This is a genomic window from Paenibacillus sp. FSL H7-0918 (assembly GCF_038007025.1).
GTDB lineage: Bacteria > Bacillota > Bacilli > Paenibacillales > Paenibacillaceae > Paenibacillus_AQ > Paenibacillus_AQ odorifer.
Map to the genome: position 1 here is coordinate 718186 of NZ_JBBOWJ010000003.1, position 21079 is coordinate 739264.

Here is a 21079-nt window from a genome sequence, read left to right on the forward strand (position 1 = left end):
ACAATGATTGTAGATCCATTACGCGTATTCGTTACTGTAGCTGAACTGAGTCATTTTTCCAAAGCAGGAGAAGCGCTGAATTTATCTCAACCCGGTGTCAGTCTGCATATCCGGAATCTTGAGAATGAGCTCGGTGCTAAACTCCTGCATCGTTCTTCTAAACAGGTTAGATTAACAGAAGCCGGCAGTATTCTTTATAAACACGCCAAACAAATATTGGCTCATTTCGATGAAGCAAGCCAGGAAATCCATATGCTTCAGGACGAAGTCACTGGGAGTATACATATCGGCGCTAGTTTTACTATAGGTGAATATATTTTGCCGGCAAGACTTGCTGATTTTGCCAATCAATATCCGCAGGTCAAGCTGCAAGTGACGATAGGCAATACTGAGGAGATTATTGGAGGCGTTAAATCCAACGAACTGGACATAGGGTTTATTGAAGGTGAGGTCCATGAGAATGATCTGAATGTCACTCCTTATATGAAAGACGAGATGATTATGGTCGCTCCTGCTACCCACCCTCTGTCAAAAGCGATTTCTGTGGAGCAGAGTATGTTGCAGGATCAGGTTTGGGTGCTTCGCGAACACGGCTCGGGTACACGAGCTTTCAGTGATCATTTCCTACAGGAGGAAGATATATCTGTTAAAAGATCCTATGTCTTCAACAGCTCTCAAGGTGTTAAAGAAGCTGTAGCCTCTGGCCTCGGAATCGCCATGCTCTCCAGATGGATTGTACGGAAGGAACTAGAAAGCGGTGAGATCAAAGAGCTGCCAATCAGACAACATCATCTGGAAAGGCAATTCTCAATCATCCGACATCAAGAATGTTCTTCTTCCTTAGCTACCGATGTCTTTATAAAAAAGCTACTTGTCTTTAGAAAAGACAAGTAGCTTTTTTTCTTCCACACTATGAAATTATACTTGATGTTCAACCAAATGCCCGTCTTCCAGATGCAGAACGCGGTCACACCATTCGAGCATCCGTTCATCATGAGTGACCATTACCGCTGCTTTACCTTCACTCTTCACCTCATCAGCGATCATGCGTACAACTTCTCTTCCGCGTTTGAAGTCCAGACTGGCTGTCGGTTCATCTGCAAAAAGAATCGCTGGTTTATTCATCCATGCTCTAGCGATAGCTACACGCTGCTTCTCCCCACCGGAGAGCTGTTCCGGATAATGATTACGCCGTTTCCAGATATCCAGCCGCTTCATCAAATCAGCAGCCCGTTCCTTCGCTTCCTTAGCACTCATTTTCGCCTGCTTGGCTACAAAAAGGAGTTGCTCCTCCACCTTCAAATAAGGCAACAACTGAGCGCTTTGGAACATAAAACCTATCTTCTCTAAACGGAGCTCCGTCAGCTCACTTTTACTTTTATCTGTAAGTGATTCCCCATCTATAAAAATTTCACCACTAGTAGGTGTTAGAAGTGCACCAGCCGCTGAAAGGAATGTACTTTTCCCTGTTCCCGAAGGTCCAAGGACAGCAACGAATTCCCCTTCATTAACGATCAGATTCAAATTGTTCAGCACAGACACCGTTGTATCGCCATCACCGTAGTTTTTGGTTACTTGCTTCATGATTAGTTTTGCACTCATGCTCCAGCCCTCCCAATAGCTTCTAATGCATCTACTTTTGCCACTTTAGCGACAGAAATTAGTGATCCTAAAAGAGACATCCCAACGAATAAACAGCTGGTTAAAAGAATGGTGGAAGGCTCCAGTTGGAATGGCATCGAATCAGGCAGGACCTTATTCATCCCAAAGGTAAGCAGTAAGCTAATGCAAAGACTTGATATAGCTAAAATCATGACCTGCCCTACCACGCTCCAAGCCAAGTAAGACATTTTAGTACCCATCGCCTTCAGAATACCAAACTGACTTGTTTTCTGAATCGTAATGACATAGAAGAATACCGCCAGAACAAACGCTGCGATCACAAACAGGAAAACAATCATCATTAGCAGTGAACCCTGCTCTGCCGAGTAGCCCGGAACATTGGATATAGCTACTTTTTGAGTAATGACCTCTACATCTTTTACATTCGTTGAAATCTTATTTACTTGATCAGCATTCGCATTAAGGGCAATCACATTAAACGGTACCGACGAAGAGGTTTCTTCTCCTTGGTTAACCCCCTGCTTCATAGCTTGCCAATCCTGATTGTTGATATAAACTACTGGGGTATGGCTGTAAGAGCTATCCTCAACAAAACCTGCGACAGTAAATTCCATCCCGGTCGCCTGATCACGAATGATACTGCCAAGTTTAATTCCTGACTGTTCCAGGTCACGATCAACAAGGACTTTACCGTTTGTCTCATTCGTAATCTTGTCACCTTCAACTACTTTAGGAGCTAATAACCCATTCATATCTACTGCAAAAAAAGTAATATCTGCTTTTACGTCTGCCTCGTTAGCAGTGACAGTGCTCATCTGCATTGCAAGTGAAGATGCATTATTGTCTCCAACTACTGCACGTACATTCTGGAGCTCCGCATCTGTTAACTGAGAACGTCTAAAGGTCTGATCCGCATCCCCTTGCACTACAAAATAATTCGCCGGCATGTTCTCTACTGCAGAGATATTTGCATAAGCTAATCCTCTGGCTAGTCCCGTGACGAAAAGTACAAGAAAGGAAACCAATAACATGATAACCATAATTAATAGGTATCTGGCTTTAGAATGTCGCATTTCCCTTAAGGCTAAAAACATATTACCACTCCTTCTAATCTGTATAGTCACAGTTTAGAAGATGAAAATGAACGGAGTATGAATAATGAATTACAAAAGCGGAAGTGTAACTGTAAAGGTAGTCCCTTCACCCAAAGTACTGGTTACTTCAATGGTTCCGTTATGCGCTTCTACGATTTTTTGAGAAATCGCAAGTCCAAGTCCGCTGCTATGGGTTTCATGTGTTCGTGCTCGATCTACTTTATAGAAACGATCAAAGATTAACGGTAACTCCTCGGCTGAAATGCCTTCACCCGTATCAGACACAGAAACAATACAGTTCTGTTCCATAAGCTTCGCGGAAATCATAATGGAACCCTCAGCAGGTGTGTATTTTATGGCGTTAGAGAGCAGGTTCATCCATACCTGGAACAATAGATTTGGATCACCTAGAACGCTGATATCTGCAAGATTCAAACGCACGGCCAGTTGTTTCTCTGTTAATCTCCATTCCATGATTTGTACGACCTGTCTTAGTTGTGCACGTAAGTCTGTCGACTTTTTCTGTATGGAATTAGGATCATAATCAAGCGAAGACAAGGTAAGCAGCTGTTTGCTTAGCAATGAAAGACGATGGCTTTCTTGGTCAATGATATTGAGATACTGTAACCGTTCATCCTCAGGTAAGGTTGAATCTTGTAACGCTTGGGCAAATCCCTGAATTGATGTTAATGGCGACTCAATTTCATGTGATACATTAGCGACAAATTCCTGACGTGCCCGATTTGTTCGTTCCAGCTCCCGGCTCATAATCATAAAATGGGAAGCTAACTGACCAATCTCATCACGCCGCCACGTATTCAATTTGATATCGTATCTGCCTTTTGAGATCCGTTTAGTGGCCGTCGTCAAACGTGTAATAGGTCTAACTACATGCAGTACGCTAATCATTACAAAGCCTAAGCTAAACAACACGGTGAACCCAATGATCACAGCAAAAAAGACGCGTAGCTCACCGAATTGTACTTCAGCATCCGGACGCATAAACAAAGCATACGTCTCATTGTTTACTTTTACAGGAACACCAATTGAATTACGCAGTTGATTATCAAAAAATCCGGTAATAAATGCACTGTCCGGGAAATCCGCAACCCCATGATAAATTTGCCCATTCAGAACCTTCTCTAGTTGCTGCTCATCCAAATCTTCTTTTCTAAAGGGCTTACCGTAGAATCTTGATTCCCCTTCAGCATCTGTTAAATAGATTTTATAACCCAGCTTGGCTATACTCCGCAAATAATCCTCCATTGTCTCCGGATGTGATTCTGCGAATTGTTGAACCTCGATAGCCATTCCGGTAAGTTTGGCATCGTTCTGAGATTTAATCTGGGCTTGATAGTAAATATTAGACACCAAAAATCCAAGAAGGCTACTCACCACAATTACTGAACAGAAGACAATACACATCCGGACATACAAGGATCTCATACGTTAACCATCTCCAATTTATAGCCAATGCCTCGAACGGTTCGGATCACAAAATCTTCCTGATAATCTACGAAGCGCTGACGCAAACGTTTGATATGTACATCGACTGTTCGCTCATCCCCTTCATAATCCATGCCCCATACCAGTTCAATTAACTCACTACGTGTATATAACCTGCCTGGATATTGTGCCAATTGAGCCAGAAGCTCAAACTCTTTTACCGGTAGCAGCAAAACCTCATCACCATCGGTTATTTCATAATTTTTGCGGTCAATAACTAGAGAATTTAATCGAATCCGATCATCTGAAGCAATGGAATAGCGGCGAAATAACGCTTTGATCCGAAATAGCAACTCTTCAGGCTCAAAAGGTTTCGTTAGATAATCATCCGTCCCCCGCAAATAACCTTGCTCTTTATCACTCAGCTGCTGACGTGCTGTCAATAAAATGATCGGAATATCATACGTTTCTCTAATATGCTGACATAGCTCTAACCCATCTACATGTGGCATCATTACATCTACGACCGCTAAATCCGCAATACTGTCCTGCAATTTATGTATCGCATCTCGGCCATCACTGGCCTCCATCACCTGATATCCTTCCCTTGTTAGTACATGTTTTAATAATGTTCGAATATTCACATCGTCATCTGCTACTAAAATCTTCTTCATCATTTACACTCCCTGAATAATGGATGAACTCATAGTAACAACTTTATAACGATAGAACAACTAAAGTCAGATCAAACAAAAGGCTTGATACTCTCTCTAAGTGTGGTAACCGGCCGCTCCATCAGTCTCTCCAGATCTTTTGATGTAGAAGCAGTATCTATCTTCGCTAGAAACGAATAAATCCAATGCTGAATACTTGAATCCTGGCGAAACGTAATTTTTTTCCCTGATAACTCTGATAATACATCAACTAATTCGTTGAAGTCCCAAACGTTGGGTGCAGCTAGTTCGTAGACTTGGTTCATATGTCCATTCGTTGTAAGAACCTTTGCCGTAGCTAAAGCGAGGTCCTCACGAGTGACTGAATTAAACTGCCAGTTCCCTGGATAAGTGAGTAGCTCGCCGCTTTCCATCGCTTCCTTCAACCCAAGCACACCCACAAAATCTATGTACAAAGCGTTACGTAGAAACGTATAATCTATCCCTGATTCAAGAATCATCTGCTCAGTAAGTAAATGGACATGATAAGAAGGAATCGGACCTTTGGGTGGAAAGGCAAATCCAGTATAAAGCAGATGCTTCACATTGGCCTTTTTTGCTGCATGAATGACCTGAGCATGCTGATGTAATCTGATCTTATCATCGGTATGAGAGCTGGAGATTAAAAGTAACGTTGTGACCCCAGTAAAAGCTTCAATCAGCGTATCTAACTGGTCATAATCGCCAAAACGGACTTCGAACCCTTTTTCTAAAAAATTAACAGCTTTATCTGGCTGACGAACACAAGCAATAACTTGACTAGCCGGAACGTACTTCTCAAGCTTCTCCATAATTAAGCTGCCTAATTGACCTGTGGCTCCTGTAACCATAATCGACATACATAACACCCTTTCTGTTATTCGAATGTACTCAGTTTTTGTAATAAAAAGATAAGTTGATGAAGCTCCTGATCATTCAGATTCTTCATTCTCTCTGCGACAGCCTGACGATTCTCTGGAAGATGCTCCAGAAGTAATTGCTGGCCTTCAGTCGTAATCGAAATGACGCTTTTTCTGCCATCCTTGGTATCATTCGAACGGGTTATTAATCCATCTCGCTCCAATGGTGTTAACAGCATGCTTATATTAGCTTTGGTAACTCCAATAATGTGAGCCAATGTAGAAGGCAGAATCGCACCTCCCTGTTTAGAGATCTCCACCAAGATACGAATTCTTGCTCCGTTCAATCCTTTCGACTGCCAATATTTCTCAGAAACAGAAACTAAATTTGCAGTAGCTTCAACTAATGTAAAAAATGCTTTGGTATGCAATGGCTGATTCAGCACAAACTGTTGTAAATGATCCATATTCTATAATTCAGCTCCAATATAGTTAAGTCCTTAACTAATTTTAAACATACTACACTCCTCATGAGTTGTCAAAAAAAGAAGCTGCCTCACCTGGCAGATAAATCTGCTGATGAAACAGCCTCTATATAAACTCACTTTAGATTAACACCGTTTTTGTGGAAACAGGCTCTTCACTGTATTTTTTAGAACCCTCCAGCATAACCTCCAGCTTAATGATCTCCGACCGGCTTGCTAAACGAATTGGGGGTCCCCATGTTCCATAACCTGACGACACGACTACATGCAAATTCTCCTTACGAAGATATCCCCAGTCCAGCTCGAACAAACGTTTAGTGATCCAGTGATTAGGAGCAATCTGTCCTCGGTGTGTATGACCCGAGAGTAGAACGTCTACCCCAGCTTGAGCGGCTACGTCGAAGCCTGTAGGCTGATGATCCATCATAATCACAGGACGTGTAAGATCAAGTCCTTCGAGCAAGGTGCTTACACTTTGTCTGCCACCAGCTTCCATCGTCTCGGCTGTCTTGTCTTTTCGGCCTACAATATACGTTCCTGCGACTTCTTCAACCTCATCTTGCAGGACCTTGATCCCAATACTACTCATCAAATCGGTATATTCCTTAATTGATCCACCATAATATTCGTGATTGCCCAGTACTGCGTAGACACCATAACGAGCTTTTAACTGTTTAATCTGTTCACTCATACTATTGCGGATAAAAGGTTCAATGCTGTCATCCAAGACATCTCCAGCCAGCAAAATCACATCGGGTTGCATCGCGTTCATTTGTGCCACCATTTTTTTGAGATGACGATTGCCCACGATATTCCCTAAGTGCAGGTCTGAAGCAACCGCGATCGTTAATGGCGTGCTGGTGCCAATAGATTTATCAATAGGTATGGAATGTGTGCGGATCACGGTACTCCAGGCGTTGATTGAACCCCAGACCAGAAAGACTGCCAGTAATATCAGAATTGTCCCGCCCGCTTCTGCAATGTAATAGGTACGATTGATTCCTGACCATCCCAGTATCACATATAATAGGTCTGCCAAAGGTAACATAATGATTGCAAATTCCATACACGCTAAATAATACGATCCAATCACTTTAAAGAATCTGGCGATCGGTTTAACCGATTTTGGCCATGGGATCATTCCAATGACATACGCAAAAGCGATCAGCATAAATAATGTCCAGAATACTGCTGACGAAACACCTGAAAACCATTCATGAATAAGTAACCAGCCGTGATAGCCAATGTAGAAATTAACAAGACCCAGAATGAGCAGCATAGCAAATCCTGAAGCTAACATTCGTAATGTTTTCATCGTTTCTCTCCCCTTTACCTAACTACTTCTCTACTTCTTATCTCAAATCATAACACAAACCGTTAACCCAGTATAAACTGCAATGCGGTGTTCGGAAAACATCGGAACTAAAAAAAGAAAATGCCCATCGGCATCTTCTTTGGAGGTTTATCTTATATCGCTTTATCACGTGTGGCCATACATTGACCAATCAGCTTATCGCATTTATTGATGTGATTTATCAGCCAGTCTGTTAACGTTCGATTAAGCTTGATGGTTGAGAGTACGGATACTCCCTTTGTTTTGACCGTTTCTTCCAATTCGAGAACTGCCTTCACGAAATCAGCATGCGTCTGACGATGTTCAGCTAGTTCAGGGAAGTTGATCTCCTCCATCAGCTGCTCTTCATTACTGAAATGTTCAATCGTGTATTCTTTTAAGAATTTCAGTGTTTCCTCAATCTTTTCTTTCCCTTGCTGATTACTGCATGCTTCAAAGAATTCGTTCAATTTCGCTAACAACTGTCTGTGCTGGCAGTCAATTTTTTCTACACCGATATCATATGAATCTTTCCAAGCGATCATGAAATCACCATTCCGTTTCTTGAAAATTACATTTTAATTTTATTTTCCACCTTTCTCCACAAAAGAACTATTAACAACATCACAGGTGCTTATATTCAACCATTAGCTGTACATATGGCACCTACTGATAAATATCTACTTCATCACGGGTTCGATATGTACAAGTACATTGGAAACTTGGTGCCGGTCTTTTAACTGTTCTTCAATTTCTTCCGTAATATCATGACTCTGCACTACACTTAGCTGAGAATCCACTAGCACAGTTGTGTCTACTAATACGTTATTCCCATGGATACGGGCTTTGATATCTTTTATGGATTGTACACCATCAATTTCTGCCACAGTTTCTTTCATATGTTCAAGCTCTTCCGCATCAAATCCGTCCGTCAGATCATGCGTAGCTTTGCTAAAGATATCCCATGCCGTCTTACAGATGATTAGTCCGACAATGATGGCTGTAAGCGGGTCAAGCCAAGGAACGCCCAAGGAGGAAGCCACAATTCCGATAAAAGCGCCCACGCTAACTATAGCATCTGATCGATTATCCAGTGCTACTGCCCGCATTGCGTTACTGTTAATGGCACGGGCCAGCCTAATATTATACATATAGACAGCCATCATAACTACAGCACAGCCCACTGCCGTCCACGCCGCTATGAGATCAGGACTTTCCAGTGCTGGTTGAATAAATTTGTTCACAGCTTGGTACAAAACTTGAAGCCCTACCGCAATCATAATGAATGAAGCAATTAATGAAGCCACGGTCTCCGCTCTAAAATGCCCGTAGCTGTGGTTCGAATCCGGCGGTCTTCTGGAAATCTTCAGGCCAATTAGTACCGCGATAGAAGCAATAATATCTGTACTGTTATTCAATCCATCTGCAAGCAACGCTTGAGATCCTGAGACCGTACCTATGAACAGCTTAATAGCTGATAAAAAGATATAAGCAACGATGCTTAGCCAAGCTCCTTTTTCGCCTTGTTTAATGTCGTTATAAGTTTCCAAAAAAAGAACCCCCAAAGAATAGTATTGTTCTATACTACACTTTGAGAATCGGGTGGGTCTAGAGAAACAGTGTTGCTACGGGGCGCAATAGTTCCCTCTGTCAAATAGAGTTGCAAGGTCGTAACTGTTTTGCAGGACGCAACATAGTTTGCCCCCGTTCAACTTTGCTTCCATTCTTCTGGAATAGTAACTTTTTGCTATTTTTATTGTCTAATTATAGTAATGACTAATTCAAAGGAGCGTGGAGTGATGATTCAGTCTTTGCCGAAGAAAATTGTTACATGTTTAGCTATAGGGAGTATTTTAATTCCAATAACAAACAGTGGATCAATGTCAGTCATTTCTGCAGAAAAAGCAATTGTAAGCCTAAGTAACACTTATTACAGTGAAGTCACAGCCCCGATCCTAAAACCTGTTTGGTCAGCACAACTCGCCATTTTAAAAAAAGACAGAATCACCGGACAGGACATTACAGCACTCGCGGAAAACGGGAAGATCTTTGCGTTGCAGCGCAATGAAAAATTAACCGCAATGAATGCGGCAACAGGCAAAAAAATATGGGAGTTCGGAAGTGGATTAGCGCCGCTATTCACGTACAGCAATGGATTTATCTACGGTCTAACCCAAAGCGGCTCCCTATATGCCGTTAATGAGGCAGGTAAAAAAGCATGGTCGGCTTCCATAACACTCCCCAAAGCTACAAATATACAGCGTTTAGGATCTACTATTTATGTTACTCAAGAGGAACAATTAGCAGCAGTTGACGCCGTAACCGGAAAGATCAAATGGAAGGCTGTAGAGAAAAGCAATAACTTTACAGGCTTATCAGAGGTCATGGAATCAGATGGGGTCGTTATTCGCAGCTATCTGTCTCAAGGGGCCTTAACAACTGCTGGACTCGCCGCTTATGACAGTCTGACAGGAAAAAAACTATGGGACCAGACCCGGCAGTGGATGCCGTTAGCAGTGAAGGATGGGCTCCTCTACTCTATCACGAATACATTTATGATGGATGATGACCCGGTAAATCGAAAAGTCAAAGTATCCGTGTTCAACATAAAGACAGGTGAATTAAAAGGAGAACGTTTATATAAATGGACAGATACCGAGAATAAAGATGGTGTGTACAGTTATAATGGGATGAATGGAAACGCGTTTTTGGATGGAAAGGACTTTTATATCTTTCAGGGCAGTAAGTTTGTGAAATATGATTTCTGGAATTATTCTGCAGAGGGTAAACCGGTGCAAACCTGGACCTCGATGGTTAAAGAAAAAGACTCTCCATTGAACCAAGTTTATCAACAAAGAATGTTATTTCAAAATCAAGATAAAGGTACTTTATCCGCACTTAAGCTAGGAACCGGCCAGCTTGTCGACCTCAATATTGGAGAGAATCCAGTGGTACAGACGGATCTGTTCGGAAACGTGGTTTATAGTGGACAATCTGATGGCCTATTTCACGCTTATGACATGTTAACTCTAAAGCCTATTTTCACTGTGAACACAGGCTCTCGTAACTTTGCCCCTTCCCTTAAAACTGGAGGGATGCTGATGATTCGGACGGATAATAAGCTGCTCGCGATTAAACTTCCTACATCTATAAAATAAAAAAGCCTGATTTCTCAGGCTTTTAGGCTTCAATAACTTATTCAGCCGGAGCTGTAAAAGTACGTGCAGCAAACTCGGCATCCAGCATGTAGAAGGCGTTGCTATCTTTTTCAATTCGTTTCAGTTTACTGATGATGTTGCTAAAAAGTGCTTCTTCTTCTACTTGCTCGTCTATAAACCATTTCAAGAAATAAATCGTCGCATGTTCACGCTCATCCAGAGCAAGGTCAGCCAAATGATAGAATCGTTTAGTGTTCTGCTGTTCATGCGCGAAGGCATGTTCAAAAGCATCTAACATCGAGTTATATTCGTTCTTCGGCTCTGGCAGTGCTTCTAGCGTAGCACGGTTATCCCGGTCGTTAAGGAATTTATAAATCTTCATGGCATGGAACCGTTCTTCTTCGGCTTGAATTAGAAAAAAGTTTGCAAATCCATCCAGACTTTCGCCGGAACAATAAGCAGCCATCGCTAGATAAACATGAGCGGAATAAAACTCGAAATTCATCTGTTCATTAAGTGCTTGTACTAATCCATCTTTCATTGGACCGTCACCTCATTATTCAAATTTAATATGTAAATATTTAAGTTTATCTTATCACCGTGCTTCTAAGTCAGCAAGGATTCCTCTCCCAATATCTAATTTAGCTAACGAAAGGACGACTATTCAGATGATTAGATTCACCCGTCACAGCCTAAAGCCTAAGATTTCCGGTACACTCTTCATTATTGCAGCTATGGTGTCACTGTTCCTCATTGCTGGCTGTTCTAATAGCAGCAGTAATTCACAGTCCGAAGCTACCGATTCACCGACCTCCCAATCCACACCTGCACCAACCACCAGCTTGGCTCCCACCCCCTCAGCAGTCAGCGATCCAATTGCTCTTCAGGTTGCTGAGATGACTTTGGAAGAAAAAATCGGACAAATGCTCCTAGTTGGAATTGATGGAACTGTCCTTGATGAGCAAGCTAAAAAGATGATTACCGAAGACAAAATAGGTGGAATCATCCTCTATAAGGACAATATTAAAAGCCTGAAAGGGATGATCAGTCTTATCAATTCTATGAAAAAGAGTAACACTGGTAACCCTGCCCCACTATTCATGAGTGTTGATCAGGAGGGTGGAAAAGTCAGCCGGATGCCTAAAGAATATGCTACATTCCCTTCTAACGGAACAGTGGGTGCAAGTAATGACGCTGCTGCTGCCGAGAAAATGGGAAAGCTGCTCGCAAGAGAAGTACGTTCAGCCGGATTTAATATGAACTTTGCTCCCGTTCTCGATATCAATAGCAATCCAGACAATCCAGTCATCGGAGACCGGTCGTTCGGCAATGCTGCTGGCCAAGTCATTCAACTAGGGATTGCCGAAATGAAGGGAATTGAGAGCGAAGGCGTCGTTCCTGTTGTCAAGCATTTCCCAGGACACGGAGATACTTCTGTCGACTCCCATCTGGATCTGCCGATTGTGAACAAAACAGCCGGTCAGCTAGCCGACTTAGAATGGCTCCCCTTCCAAGCAGCCATTAAAGAGGGGACGGACGCCGTAATGGTCGCTCATATTTTGTTTCCAAAATTAGATCCAGACAAACCCGCATCCTTATCGCGTACCATTATTGGTGAACAGCTTCGAGATGAAATGGGCTACCAAGGAATCGTAATTACAGACGATCTAACCATGGGAGCCATTATGAAGAACTACGATCTGACTACAGCAGCAGTAGATACTGTGAATGCAGGTAGTGATATTCTCCTTGTCGCTCACGGCTATGATAATGAAAAACGGGTCATGGACTCCCTCCTGCAAAACGTAAAAAACGGTAAGATTCAAGAAACACGGATTGATGAAAGCGTCTATCGGATCTTAGCCTTAAAAGCCAAATATAACCTTTCCGATGAGCAAATCCCGGTTCCTGATCTTACCGATCTTAATAAAGATATTAACGTTTGGCGTCAAACGATTGAGAAGTAAATCTAAGCGTTAGTCATTGTTACTGAAGAACAACAACATCTCCAACCTTCAACCCAGAGAGAACCTCTGTTTTGTCCGTAGTTTCCAGACCCACTTCGATGTCTTTTCGTTCATATTGCCCGTCCCCTTTATCCAGCATAACGTAGGAGAGGTCTCCTTCATGCATTACAGCTATGCTGGATACAACGGTGGCATTTTCTTTGCGAACTGTTTCAATTTCTCCGTTTAAGCTTAAGCCACCGATCAAATGCTCGTCAGGCTGCAGCGTGATAACCACTTCGAATTGAGGAACCGAACTGGCAGTAGCATTCTGACCTGAAGCTGTCTTTGCAAATTTCGCCACCTTCGTAACTTCTCCAGATAACTTCAAATCTTTTATAGCTGTCATTTTTACGTCAACCTTCATACCTGTCTTTATACGGAAGACGTCTTGTTCACCTACAAGAGCAATGAATTCTAGCTTGTTCATATCTACTATTTTTCCAATATATTGATTATCTGTCACTGTTTGCGGAATTTCGCTTGCACTGTCAAATAAGAAAATGCCGGTTGCCGGAGCATAATAAAGTGCTGTTTTGAGTTTGGCTTTTTTCTCTGTTAATTCGCGTGCTTGTATTTCGGCATTGACCTGATTAAGCTCGTCCCCTAGCCGTGTTGCTTCTTGGGCTGTGAGTGCTTTAATGCGTTCTGCTTCAGTCGCACCAAGGGCTGCATTCTCCTCGTCTTGCTGGCTCACAAATGCATTCAGCTCTGCTTCCAGCTTTGCTTTACGGATGGTCGCCTCTTGTGTAGCAATCTCATTCTTCAAGGCTTCCTGATCGAGAGTAAACAGTAAATCACCTTTTTTGACCTGTCCACCGTTCTCAACCTTCCACTTTGTCACCTTTGAAGCATATGGAGCATAAACAAGCGTTTCTTTCTCATAATTAGAATTACCTTTAACCTGTATGGAATTGGTAATGGTCTCCTGTGTGACCTCAAAAGTTATGGCTTGTGGGGGTTCAACAGGCTCTAACTGCGCTTCAGGCTTATACATCTTACTATATAGAAAATAACCTGCTGCAATTATAATCAGTACCAATACAATCCACTTGATTCTCCTCTTCATCACTTTGGCTTCCTTTCAACTTAAAAATAGCTAATCCCGTTTAATCGCCGTGAGTGCATTCGTTCTGGATGCACTGATCGCCGGATAAATACCCGATAATACCCCTGTCATTACCGCAAATGCGATCCCAACCGGAAGAGTCATCAGAGGAATATAAATCACCAAAGGCTCGCCTCCACCCATTCCTGAAGAGTTACCGATGAGCTTATTAATTCCTAATACAATCAAGTATGAAAAGGCTATGCCGAGCAATCCGCCCAACATCCCGAGCAATGCCGCTTCTGTAATGAACATATTGCGGATCTGGCCCATATTGGCGCCTAACACTTTCATAATACCGATCTGCCGTCGTCGTTGATGAGTGGACATAGTCATCGCAACGATAATGGAGATCGAAGCAATAATCAGAATAAATACACCTATACCGAGAGCTGCTTTCTTGACCATGCTGAAGGTATCAGCGAGTGCCTCTTTTTGATACAAATTTGTGCTTGTTGTTAAGGTAAGTTTCTGAATAAGCTTCTCTAGTTCCACGATATTCTCAGTGCTGTCTACCTTTACAATCGCTGAGTTATAGACACCCTTTTGCCCAGCGGTTCCACTCGATAGCTTCATTTGTTCTACAAGCCGCTCGCCAGTCTCTAGTGACACATAGATCTTCTTGTCGTACATAGCCATATCCTCGCTCGTTCCACTCGGGTTGTCGAGGATTCCCACCACTTGAATCGGTGAGCTAACTAACATCCCTCCGGTTTGAGAGGCGGGATCAAAAGACTGTAATTGAACCTGTTGCTTGTACATATCTGTTGGAAGCATGCTTAAGCTGTTGTACTGTTCCATCAACTTATTGTTATATGGATCTGTACTCAGTTGTTCAAAAAGACGCTGCCGAGTTTCGTTATCAATCAGTCCAACGGTTGCACCATAGTTCAGTACAGCCATTCCTACCAAATCAGAAGCTCCGCCTTGTTTGAATTTCTTATCATATTTCGTTAACAAGCGTAGATCCGTTCCAATAAGCTGTACATCTGTTATTTTATTATCGATAGTCAACATCTGTATGTACCCTAGCTCTTGAAAGGGAGCTGCTGCAGTTACATGCCGCAAGCCTTTAATAATCTCCAGCTTTTGTGCTGTCAGCCTGCCGGGATCAAGCTTTTCATTGGCCGCAGACGATCCGCTGCCACCGCTGCCTCCTCCTTGGGAGGGTATACCTCCGTTGGGAGACACCGTAATTTCATCCATTTTGAAATTGCGGTTGATTTCCCGCTCCGTGTAGCTCTGTGCGGAGTCTCCTATACTTAATGCAACTATGATTGCAGCACATCCAATGGATATGCCAGCCATACAAAGACCTGTGACAACTTTCCGCCGTTTGACCTGTTCCCAAGCCAAGCGGGAAATATCACTAATCCTCAATGAGTATACCCCCTTCGAGTTCAGTATTCGAAGAAGTTTGGTTTTCAGTAATCATATATCCGTCCCGAAGCGTGAATATCCGCTGCATTTGCTCCGCGACTTTTAGCTCGTGAGTTACAACTATGAAGGTAGTCTTCATCTTCTTGTTCAGGTTAAGCAGGATATTGATAATTTCTTCTTCTGTCTTCGAATCTAGGTTTCCGGTTGGTTCATCTGCAAAGATAACAGATGGTTCCGTAATCAAGGAGCGTGCAATACTAACACGCTGCTGCTGTCCGCCAGACAGCTGGGAAGGGAACAAGTCGGCTTTATCAGGAATGCCGACTCCTTCCAACAATTCTAAAGCTTTTTGTTTACGTATAGAGGGTGCAACGGATTGAAAAACCAGCGGCAGCTCTACATTTTCACGGACTGTCATGCTAGTAATCAGCTCATAAGCTTGAAAGATAAACCCGATATTTTTTCTGCGAAATTCCGATAGCTTATTCTCACTCATCTTCACGATATCTTGATCGGCAATATAAATATGGCCTTCCGTAGGTTTCATTAGTCCTGCCATCAGATTGAGCATCGTTGACTTACCGGAACCCGAGCTCCCCAGCAGTGCTACCATCTCCCCCTCTTTCACAGAAAAGTCAATTTGATGAAGCACTGCTGTAGTTTCATTACCGTTTTTATAAGAATGCGTTACATTTTCCACTCGCAACATTGGAGCTGCTCCTCTTCGTACAATAATAGATATGAAATGCTATTTCTCAGTTACAACTGCTCTATCAATCTTGATGTTATAAGCTTGACTAGCCAGCTCGATCCGTTCGCCTTGGAATTCATCGTACAGCGTGATCCGGTAGGTTCCTCCTGACAAATTCTTATACATATTATTGCTAAAGCTTGCTGTATACGAGTTGTTGGTCCCTTCAAGAATATCGGTGCCAATGTTCAAGCTTCGTTCCTGAGATAGACCATATGGATCCGTCATTTTGAGGACCAGCTTATGCGTGAAGGTTCCCATATCATAGCTGCTGTCACGAAGAAGATTGTAATTCATAACTATATTTATAGAGTCACTGCCTTGTAGTGAGCGCCCTTCCGAACTTAGAACGGACATGGTATACGGATAAATAGCCACCTTCGTCAAGTTCTTCTCTGGTGGTGTGATGACCGGATTTAATGACAGTGAAGCCATATTAATAAATCCAGTGGATTCCTGACCGGGTTCCGTCAGCTTATTCCCAGTAATCCCTGGCCCAAGGAACAGGCTTACATCAGAAGCATTAACAGCCTTCGGAACCTTAGCCCAAAAGGTTATTAATTGCTTACCGCCTGGAGTAGCAGACGTATCCGGCTGATTGGCTGTAGCTTCGAATAGCTGACCATCTCCCGTTTTGTAATAAGCTTGGAGGCGAGCCATTTTGCTTTGTCTTTTCTCTTCACTGCTCAGAAGCAGCTCTGTGTATACGAGATTGGAGTTAAGTCCTTCATAAATAATGGTTTTGTTCTCTTGCACTTTTGCGTTCTTGCCTTTACCAGAGATAACATAACTTCCTCCAGTTTCAATAGAAGCTACAGCGTTCATCATGCTGTTCGTAGTAACTGACAGGAACGAGCTTTTCTCTTCTTTTACCATAGAATAAAGATTTAATTTTAATTTATCGAACTCTTGTGTATAAGGAATTTTGGCAAACACATAGATTTCAGCGTTTTTACCGGGCCCAATCGTTGAAGTTTCCTTATCCATAAACAATTCCGTTGAAGATGACATGTCCTCATTGTCTACCTGAACAGCTCCCTTTAATTCCGGCAGAGACAAGGCAACCGATTGGGTATTCGTAATATTTAATCTGGCAACAACGATATCATCGTCTTTCCATGGAAAACGCTGCAAGGAAACTAAACTATAAGTAAACGTCCCATATTCATTTGTTGCTCTATATTCCATACCTTTCTGTATCTCAGGACGCAAGGTATAGGAGATCGTAAAGTAAGCAACCGGAACCGTTAGTTTAGCTGTGTTGCTCGTAGCGACATTGGTTCCACCAGTGCTTCCAGTTGCTACACCTTCTCCAGTAGTTCCCGTTTCACTATTATCTGGAGCAGAAACAGCCTCAATCATCTGCAATTGCAGTGAATTCTGTTCTACCTCAAGGGGTACCTGTGCGGTAAGCGGGATGATTTTTTCCTCCAGCGGTTTTATGGTTAATCCGCTCAAGCCCTTAGAATTGATCGGAAAGGTTGTCCCCGTTGAGGATTTGACAGCAAGTTCATAAGAAGGTAACGTAACGGCTGTCTTTCCTGTATTCTTCACTCGCAGCTGAAAAGTCCAGAATCCCTTATTGTTCTCTGCGTATACGGTTGCGTTATTTAATTGGGTTTCAACCGTATTGTTATTGATGGTAATTTTCTTGATTACACCTTTGCCAACTACCAGATTTGGTGTAGTAGCCGCAGGCAGCTTGTACGAGGATTTGGCAATCTCCAGCTTCAGCGCCTCATCCTTTTGGGTGAATTGCAGTTTCATATTCTCCGTCTTCATATACGAAGGAATTTCTGTAAGATAATAAATGGTTTTTTTCTCTTGGGGCTGAATTTTATAACTAAGCTGAGAACGGTCAAGGGCTAATTCATACGAGCTTCCCCCTGCCGAGACCAAATATGCTGCGTAACCAGGATCACTTAATACTTTGCTGCCTTTATTGGTCAAGCTTATGCCCACCTTGGCATAAACCTTTCCGCTGTATTTGTAGAGCTCCAAGGATTCACTTTTAGCAATAACCGGAATGTCATTCATTGTAGTGCTTACATTTTTTCCGTTTACAGCGGTTGGCGAATAGTTGGCGGGTATATTAAAAGTTCCTACTTGCTTGAGATACCCCTTGGTTTTGGAATCCCAAACGTACATTGGAATCTTGATACCTTTTAACGAATTTACCTGGCCAACATTAACATAATATGTAACGCGCAAGCTTTCGTTAGAACCCACTTTTTTCTTAGTAGCGTCCGCACTTAGTGGATTCCCTGGAATAACAGAGCCGCCAGAGGTCATAACTCTCGAAAAATAATACAGTAGGCTAGCACTTTTGTTGCTGCCATTCGAATAGTTAATTGTATAAGTTAAAATATTGCCTCCAGGCTGTGACCAAATATTCACATCTTCCAGTGTAGCTTTGATATTAGCTCCTAAAGAAACGGAACCCAGATTACTAGGAGCTGTTACAGTTGCAGCAGCTACCGCCGATTTTGGCTGAACAGAACTAACTGCAGCAGCCGAAGCGGTATGCCCTGTCAACTGGCTTATGACAAAGGTGCTTAAGAGTAAAACAACATATGTACTGCTATGCTTTCTCATTGACTTCCCTCCACGAGTATTTTACTAGAATTATTATAGTGGTTAGCACAGATCCAATTGTATCCATGTTGTAACTCTTACAGATCTTTTGTAACCTATTTGTTCCAATTTGCATATATTCTGAAAATGATTCTATAATTTCAGTTGATTTTTCAAAGCTGCAATATCAGAAGCGGCAGGCTCATCTTCTCCGTATCTAACTTTTTCATATATTTCAATCAATTGATCTGCTGCTAAAGAATCATCATCACCCTTACGTTTATGCTTGCTACGATCTCCCCATAGCAAAACATCCCTTTTTGTTTCCTGCGGCGTAAGATAACTTTTCATTTCATAACCGTTATCGCGCTTTATATTAAGCCACCGCCGATAAAGCCAACGGACACGTTCCTGCTCGCCATTCATCTGATCCCAGCGATCCTTACGATGTTTTGAAGGAAGACGAGAGCTCCAGAAATCCTTTAACCCTCGAACGGTTTGTTCCCAAGTAAAGACGCTTTTCTCCTCGTCAAGATATGCTGTATTATTCTTAGGGGTATGTTCCCTACGTAACATCGATAACAATGCATCTATGACTTTCCGCCACTTTTCTCCAGCATTTCTGTACAACCAGCGAAGTGCATAATAGGCTGCAAACCCCAATAATACCGCCGCCAAAATATAAAACCCGTATTCTAGTATAATAGCTAGCCAGCCACGCTTTTGCTCGCCAACAGGTGGTAACATCGGAGTTGCTGGCGGCAATTCTGCTGGCGGAGGCTCTGGTTCTTTTGTGCCAGAAAATAACTGATTAATAAAATTGAAAAATGAGCGTAAGAGTCTCCATACCAATGATCCTATAGCTTTACCGACACCTGCCGCTAGTACAGCTGCAATAACTCCAATCACAATGACATATATACGATTATTCCGTTGTATCCCTTTGGGCAGCGTTTCATTCTCTTCAGTAAGTGCGCTGTATCGTATATAGCTGCTATTAGAAATAAGTAAAGTCAGTATTAAATACAGACTGCCACACCAGGTCAATAACGGCACACTTGGCTCCAATTCAGGAACTCTATGAAACGCTATAGTTGCCACAAAATAGATTATTATACCTATCCAAAACATTCTGAATCTATTATTTCTAGAGTCTACCGTCATCCCTAAGAATGTACATATAATTCCAGCCACACCTAAGGGAAGGCTTTCGATGGATAAACTCCCTGAAGCCACACCTAATAATGCCCCGAGGATTAAGGCGGCAAGTAATTGCTTCCATCTTACATTGCAAAAATTGCGCAAAAGAATGCCTGCTAAAGCTAGTATAGGCAGCGCAATCAACCATATTTGTTCATCTTGTTGGGGCAACAAATATATCTGAAATAGAACCCAAACCGGTAGAAATAGCAACAATTCAATAATAGACCACAACCAGAGTTTCACTGTTTCCCTTACATAGCCAGACAACGTAAGCTTCATGCGCTCTCTCTCCCTTGTTCCGGAATATCCAGCCATTCCACACCATTGCCTTGCTGCATTAGGAGATCCGTCGCCTTTTGCAATTCTGCTCCCCTATGGCAGCTTATGATTAGAAAATCTGTGTCACTAATTCCACTCTCAACCTGCAATTCCAATAGTCGACTCATAGGAAGTGTTCTATCCAGCTTCAGCCTTGCCAGGAGCTCTAACATATCTTCGAGCTGAGCCATCGGCTCTGCTTCAATTGGATCTCTTTCGCCAGCATCGTCCAATCTGCCATTACAGATTAATCCGGTCTCAATTCCATGCTGCATTGCGTATTCAGCTATAGTCGCTGCATATCTTATTCCTTGCTCGATTCGTTCCACATCAGTCACCGTTCTCCACATGGAATCACTGTCCTCTATATTCAGACAGATGACGAGCCGGGAATCAGCCGTGTAATCTTTTTTATGAACCTGCATAACACCAGTACGTGCTGTAGCCTTCCAGTTTACCAATCCCATAGAATCTCCTGAGCTATATTCACGAATGCCAGCAGTCAGAAAAGGGTCTTCAACGATCCATCTTTTCACAGGAAGCTCACCCAGCCAGCTATGAATGGGCAATGGAAGCTCGTCTAGATTCAGCAGAACGGGATAGATCAACAACTCTAACTCGAGTGGATATGTTTTGTTTTTTCGAGTCAAACCAAATGGATCTCCCGTTGTCATAGTCACGGATTCCAAACGATATAAACCACGGCGCTCACATGTCACTTGATGCCGTCTTTTAATATGACGATAAGATTTTAAATAGAATAAACTAATATGATTCTGAGAGATTTCTCCTGTACTAATCCCAAGATTATCCTGACTTCCAAATTCCAGACCTCTCGCAATACTAGACTCCAATCGGAGCCACGGCAAAGGAAGAAGCTTCGCATTAATGATCTCCTCGATCATCTCAATACGTTCTCCTTCATAAGCAGTCTTACTTGAAAAATAACGAGAATAACTAAGCGCTTTCAGACCATTCCGTTTATAAATGTCAGCAAGAAGTAACACCAACGCCACTGTAATGAAAATGAACCAAGGCAAAGCCATAG

At 42.5% G+C, this 21079-nt stretch carries 19 protein-coding genes; 3 read left to right on the forward strand and 16 right to left on the reverse strand.

Annotation, left to right across the window (positions count from 1 at the left end):
- Nucleotides 1–3 precede the first annotated feature (3 nt).
- Nucleotides 4–894, forward strand: coding sequence for a LysR family transcriptional regulator (locus MHI15_RS23000; protein WP_036678189.1), 891 nt, complete (start codon nucleotides 4–6; stop codon nucleotides 892–894).
- A 24-nt stretch (nucleotides 895–918) separates the two neighbouring features.
- On the opposite strand, the gene MHI15_RS23005 is transcribed toward MHI15_RS23000, so the two are convergent.
- The 9 genes from MHI15_RS23005 to MHI15_RS23045 all read right to left on the reverse strand — a co-directional run bounded on the left by MHI15_RS23005 (nucleotide 919) and on the right by MHI15_RS23045 (nucleotide 9083).
- Nucleotides 919–1602 (reverse strand): ABC transporter ATP-binding protein, encoded by a 684-nt coding sequence (locus MHI15_RS23005; protein ID WP_076129337.1) that lies wholly within the window; start codon nucleotides 1600–1602, stop codon nucleotides 919–921.
- Entirely contained in the window at nucleotides 1599–2663 is a 1065-nt protein-coding gene (locus MHI15_RS23010; protein WP_340034474.1) for an ABC transporter permease, read from the reverse strand. The genes MHI15_RS23005 and MHI15_RS23010 overlap by 4 nt, the downstream gene beginning before the upstream one ends.
- Before the next feature lie 123 nt (nucleotides 2664–2786).
- Nucleotides 2787–4163: a sensor histidine kinase gene (locus MHI15_RS23015; RefSeq protein ID WP_076185929.1), complete on the reverse strand. Its 1377-nt coding sequence runs from the start codon at nucleotides 4161–4163 to the stop codon at nucleotides 2787–2789.
- Nucleotides 4160–4837, reverse strand: coding sequence for a response regulator transcription factor (locus MHI15_RS23020; protein ID WP_076129334.1), 678 nt, complete (start codon nucleotides 4835–4837; stop codon nucleotides 4160–4162). The genes MHI15_RS23015 and MHI15_RS23020 overlap by 4 nt, the downstream gene beginning before the upstream one ends.
- A 71-nt stretch (nucleotides 4838–4908) precedes the next feature.
- Entirely contained in the window at nucleotides 4909–5715 is an 807-nt protein-coding gene (locus MHI15_RS23025) for an NmrA family NAD(P)-binding protein (RefSeq protein WP_076194283.1), read from the reverse strand.
- A gap of 17 nt (nucleotides 5716–5732) precedes the next feature.
- Nucleotides 5733–6182, reverse strand: coding sequence for a MarR family winged helix-turn-helix transcriptional regulator (locus tag MHI15_RS23030; protein WP_076129332.1), 450 nt, complete (start codon nucleotides 6180–6182; stop codon nucleotides 5733–5735).
- A 139-nt stretch (nucleotides 6183–6321) separates the two neighbouring features.
- Complete coding sequence (locus MHI15_RS23035; RefSeq protein WP_076305061.1) at nucleotides 6322–7515, reverse strand: metallophosphoesterase; 1194 nt, start codon at nucleotides 7513–7515, stop codon at nucleotides 6322–6324.
- 152 nt (nucleotides 7516–7667) lie between these two features.
- On the reverse strand, nucleotides 7668–8078 hold the full coding sequence (locus tag MHI15_RS23040; protein ID WP_051491008.1) for a bacteriohemerythrin: 411 nt from the start codon (nucleotides 8076–8078) through the stop codon (nucleotides 7668–7670).
- A gap of 135 nt (nucleotides 8079–8213) precedes the next feature.
- Nucleotides 8214–9083: a cation diffusion facilitator family transporter gene (locus MHI15_RS23045; RefSeq protein WP_076129330.1), complete on the reverse strand. Its 870-nt coding sequence runs from the start codon at nucleotides 9081–9083 to the stop codon at nucleotides 8214–8216.
- 249 nt (nucleotides 9084–9332) lie between these two features.
- Between MHI15_RS23045 and MHI15_RS23050 the strand changes: the two genes are divergently transcribed.
- Nucleotides 9333–10691, forward strand: coding sequence for a PQQ-binding-like beta-propeller repeat protein (locus tag MHI15_RS23050; RefSeq protein ID WP_076305060.1), 1359 nt, complete (start codon nucleotides 9333–9335; stop codon nucleotides 10689–10691).
- Between the two features lie 37 nt (nucleotides 10692–10728).
- On the opposite strand, the gene MHI15_RS23055 is transcribed toward MHI15_RS23050, so the two are convergent.
- Nucleotides 10729–11232: a ferritin gene (locus tag MHI15_RS23055; RefSeq protein ID WP_076129328.1), complete on the reverse strand. Its 504-nt coding sequence runs from the start codon at nucleotides 11230–11232 to the stop codon at nucleotides 10729–10731.
- A 127-nt stretch (nucleotides 11233–11359) separates the two neighbouring features.
- Here MHI15_RS23055 and nagZ point away from each other — a divergent pair, with 127 nt between their 5' ends.
- Nucleotides 11360–12658 (forward strand): beta-N-acetylhexosaminidase, encoded by a 1299-nt coding sequence (gene nagZ, locus MHI15_RS23060; protein ID WP_076305059.1) that lies wholly within the window; start codon nucleotides 11360–11362, stop codon nucleotides 12656–12658.
- A gap of 19 nt (nucleotides 12659–12677) precedes the next feature.
- On the opposite strand, the gene MHI15_RS23065 is transcribed toward nagZ, so the two are convergent.
- From MHI15_RS23065 to MHI15_RS23090, 6 genes are all read right to left on the reverse strand, one after another.
- On the reverse strand, nucleotides 12678–13766 hold the full coding sequence (locus tag MHI15_RS23065) for an efflux RND transporter periplasmic adaptor subunit (RefSeq protein ID WP_076129326.1): 1089 nt from the start codon (nucleotides 13764–13766) through the stop codon (nucleotides 12678–12680).
- A gap of 30 nt (nucleotides 13767–13796) precedes the next feature.
- On the reverse strand, nucleotides 13797–15185 hold the full coding sequence (locus tag MHI15_RS23070; RefSeq protein WP_175623537.1) for an ABC transporter permease: 1389 nt from the start codon (nucleotides 15183–15185) through the stop codon (nucleotides 13797–13799).
- Nucleotides 15175–15894: an ABC transporter ATP-binding protein gene (locus tag MHI15_RS23075; RefSeq protein ID WP_076129325.1), complete on the reverse strand. Its 720-nt coding sequence runs from the start codon at nucleotides 15892–15894 to the stop codon at nucleotides 15175–15177. The genes MHI15_RS23070 and MHI15_RS23075 overlap by 11 nt, the downstream gene beginning before the upstream one ends.
- A 39-nt stretch (nucleotides 15895–15933) precedes the next feature.
- Nucleotides 15934–18531, reverse strand: coding sequence for a hypothetical protein (locus tag MHI15_RS23080; protein WP_081387951.1), 2598 nt, complete (start codon nucleotides 18529–18531; stop codon nucleotides 15934–15936).
- A gap of 132 nt (nucleotides 18532–18663) precedes the next feature.
- Nucleotides 18664–19992, reverse strand: coding sequence for a hypothetical protein (locus MHI15_RS23085; RefSeq protein ID WP_076194294.1), 1329 nt, complete (start codon nucleotides 19990–19992; stop codon nucleotides 18664–18666).
- Nucleotides 19989–21077 carry a DUF58 domain-containing protein gene (locus tag MHI15_RS23090; protein WP_076129323.1) on the reverse strand — a complete coding sequence of 363 codons (1089 nt, stop codon included), beginning with the start codon at nucleotides 21075–21077 and terminating at the stop codon, nucleotides 19989–19991. The genes MHI15_RS23085 and MHI15_RS23090 overlap by 4 nt, the downstream gene beginning before the upstream one ends.
- Nucleotides 21078–21079 lie beyond the last annotated feature (2 nt).

Excerpts from the sequence above, each read along its gene's own strand:
- MHI15_RS23080 (WP_081387951.1), bottom strand. The coding sequence starts at position 18,531 with ATGAGAAAGCATAGCAGTACATATGTTGTTTTACTCTTAAGCACCTTT.
- MHI15_RS23040 (WP_051491008.1), bottom strand. The coding sequence starts at position 8,078 with ATGATCGCTTGGAAAGATTCATATGATATCGGTGTAGAAAAAATTGAC.
- MHI15_RS23065 (WP_076129326.1), bottom strand. The coding sequence starts at position 13,766 with ATGAAGAGGAGAATCAAGTGGATTGTATTGGTACTGATTATAATTGCA.
- MHI15_RS23005 (WP_076129337.1), bottom strand. The coding sequence starts at position 1,602 with ATGAGTGCAAAACTAATCATGAAGCAAGTAACCAAAAACTACGGTGAT.
- MHI15_RS23025 (WP_076194283.1), bottom strand. The coding sequence starts at position 5,715 with ATGTCGATTATGGTTACAGGAGCCACAGGTCAATTAGGCAGCTTAATT.
- MHI15_RS23035 (WP_076305061.1), bottom strand. The coding sequence starts at position 7,515 with ATGAAAACATTACGAATGTTAGCTTCAGGATTTGCTATGCTGCTCATT.
- MHI15_RS23055 (WP_076129328.1), bottom strand. The coding sequence starts at position 11,232 with ATGAAAGATGGATTAGTACAAGCACTTAATGAACAGATGAATTTCGAG.
- MHI15_RS23085 (WP_076194294.1), bottom strand. The coding sequence starts at position 19,992 with ATGAAGCTTACGTTGTCTGGCTATGTAAGGGAAACAGTGAAACTCTGG.
- MHI15_RS23020 (WP_076129334.1), bottom strand. The coding sequence starts at position 4,837 with ATGAAGAAGATTTTAGTAGCAGATGACGATGTGAATATTCGAACATTA.
- MHI15_RS23015 (WP_076185929.1), bottom strand. The coding sequence starts at position 4,163 with ATGAGATCCTTGTATGTCCGGATGTGTATTGTCTTCTGTTCAGTAATT.
- nagZ (WP_076305059.1), top strand. The coding sequence starts at position 11,360 with ATGATTAGATTCACCCGTCACAGCCTAAAGCCTAAGATTTCCGGTACA.
- MHI15_RS23010 (WP_340034474.1), bottom strand. The coding sequence starts at position 2,663 with ATGGTTATCATGTTATTGGTTTCCTTTCTTGTACTTTTCGTCACGGGA.
- MHI15_RS23050 (WP_076305060.1), top strand. The coding sequence starts at position 9,333 with ATGATTCAGTCTTTGCCGAAGAAAATTGTTACATGTTTAGCTATAGGG.
- MHI15_RS23075 (WP_076129325.1), bottom strand. The coding sequence starts at position 15,894 with ATGTTGCGAGTGGAAAATGTAACGCATTCTTATAAAAACGGTAATGAA.
- MHI15_RS23030 (WP_076129332.1), bottom strand. The coding sequence starts at position 6,182 with ATGGATCATTTACAACAGTTTGTGCTGAATCAGCCATTGCATACCAAA.
- MHI15_RS23090 (WP_076129323.1), bottom strand. The coding sequence starts at position 21,077 with ATGGCTTTGCCTTGGTTCATTTTCATTACAGTGGCGTTGGTGTTACTT.
- MHI15_RS23000 (WP_036678189.1), top strand. The coding sequence starts at position 4 with ATGATTGTAGATCCATTACGCGTATTCGTTACTGTAGCTGAACTGAGT.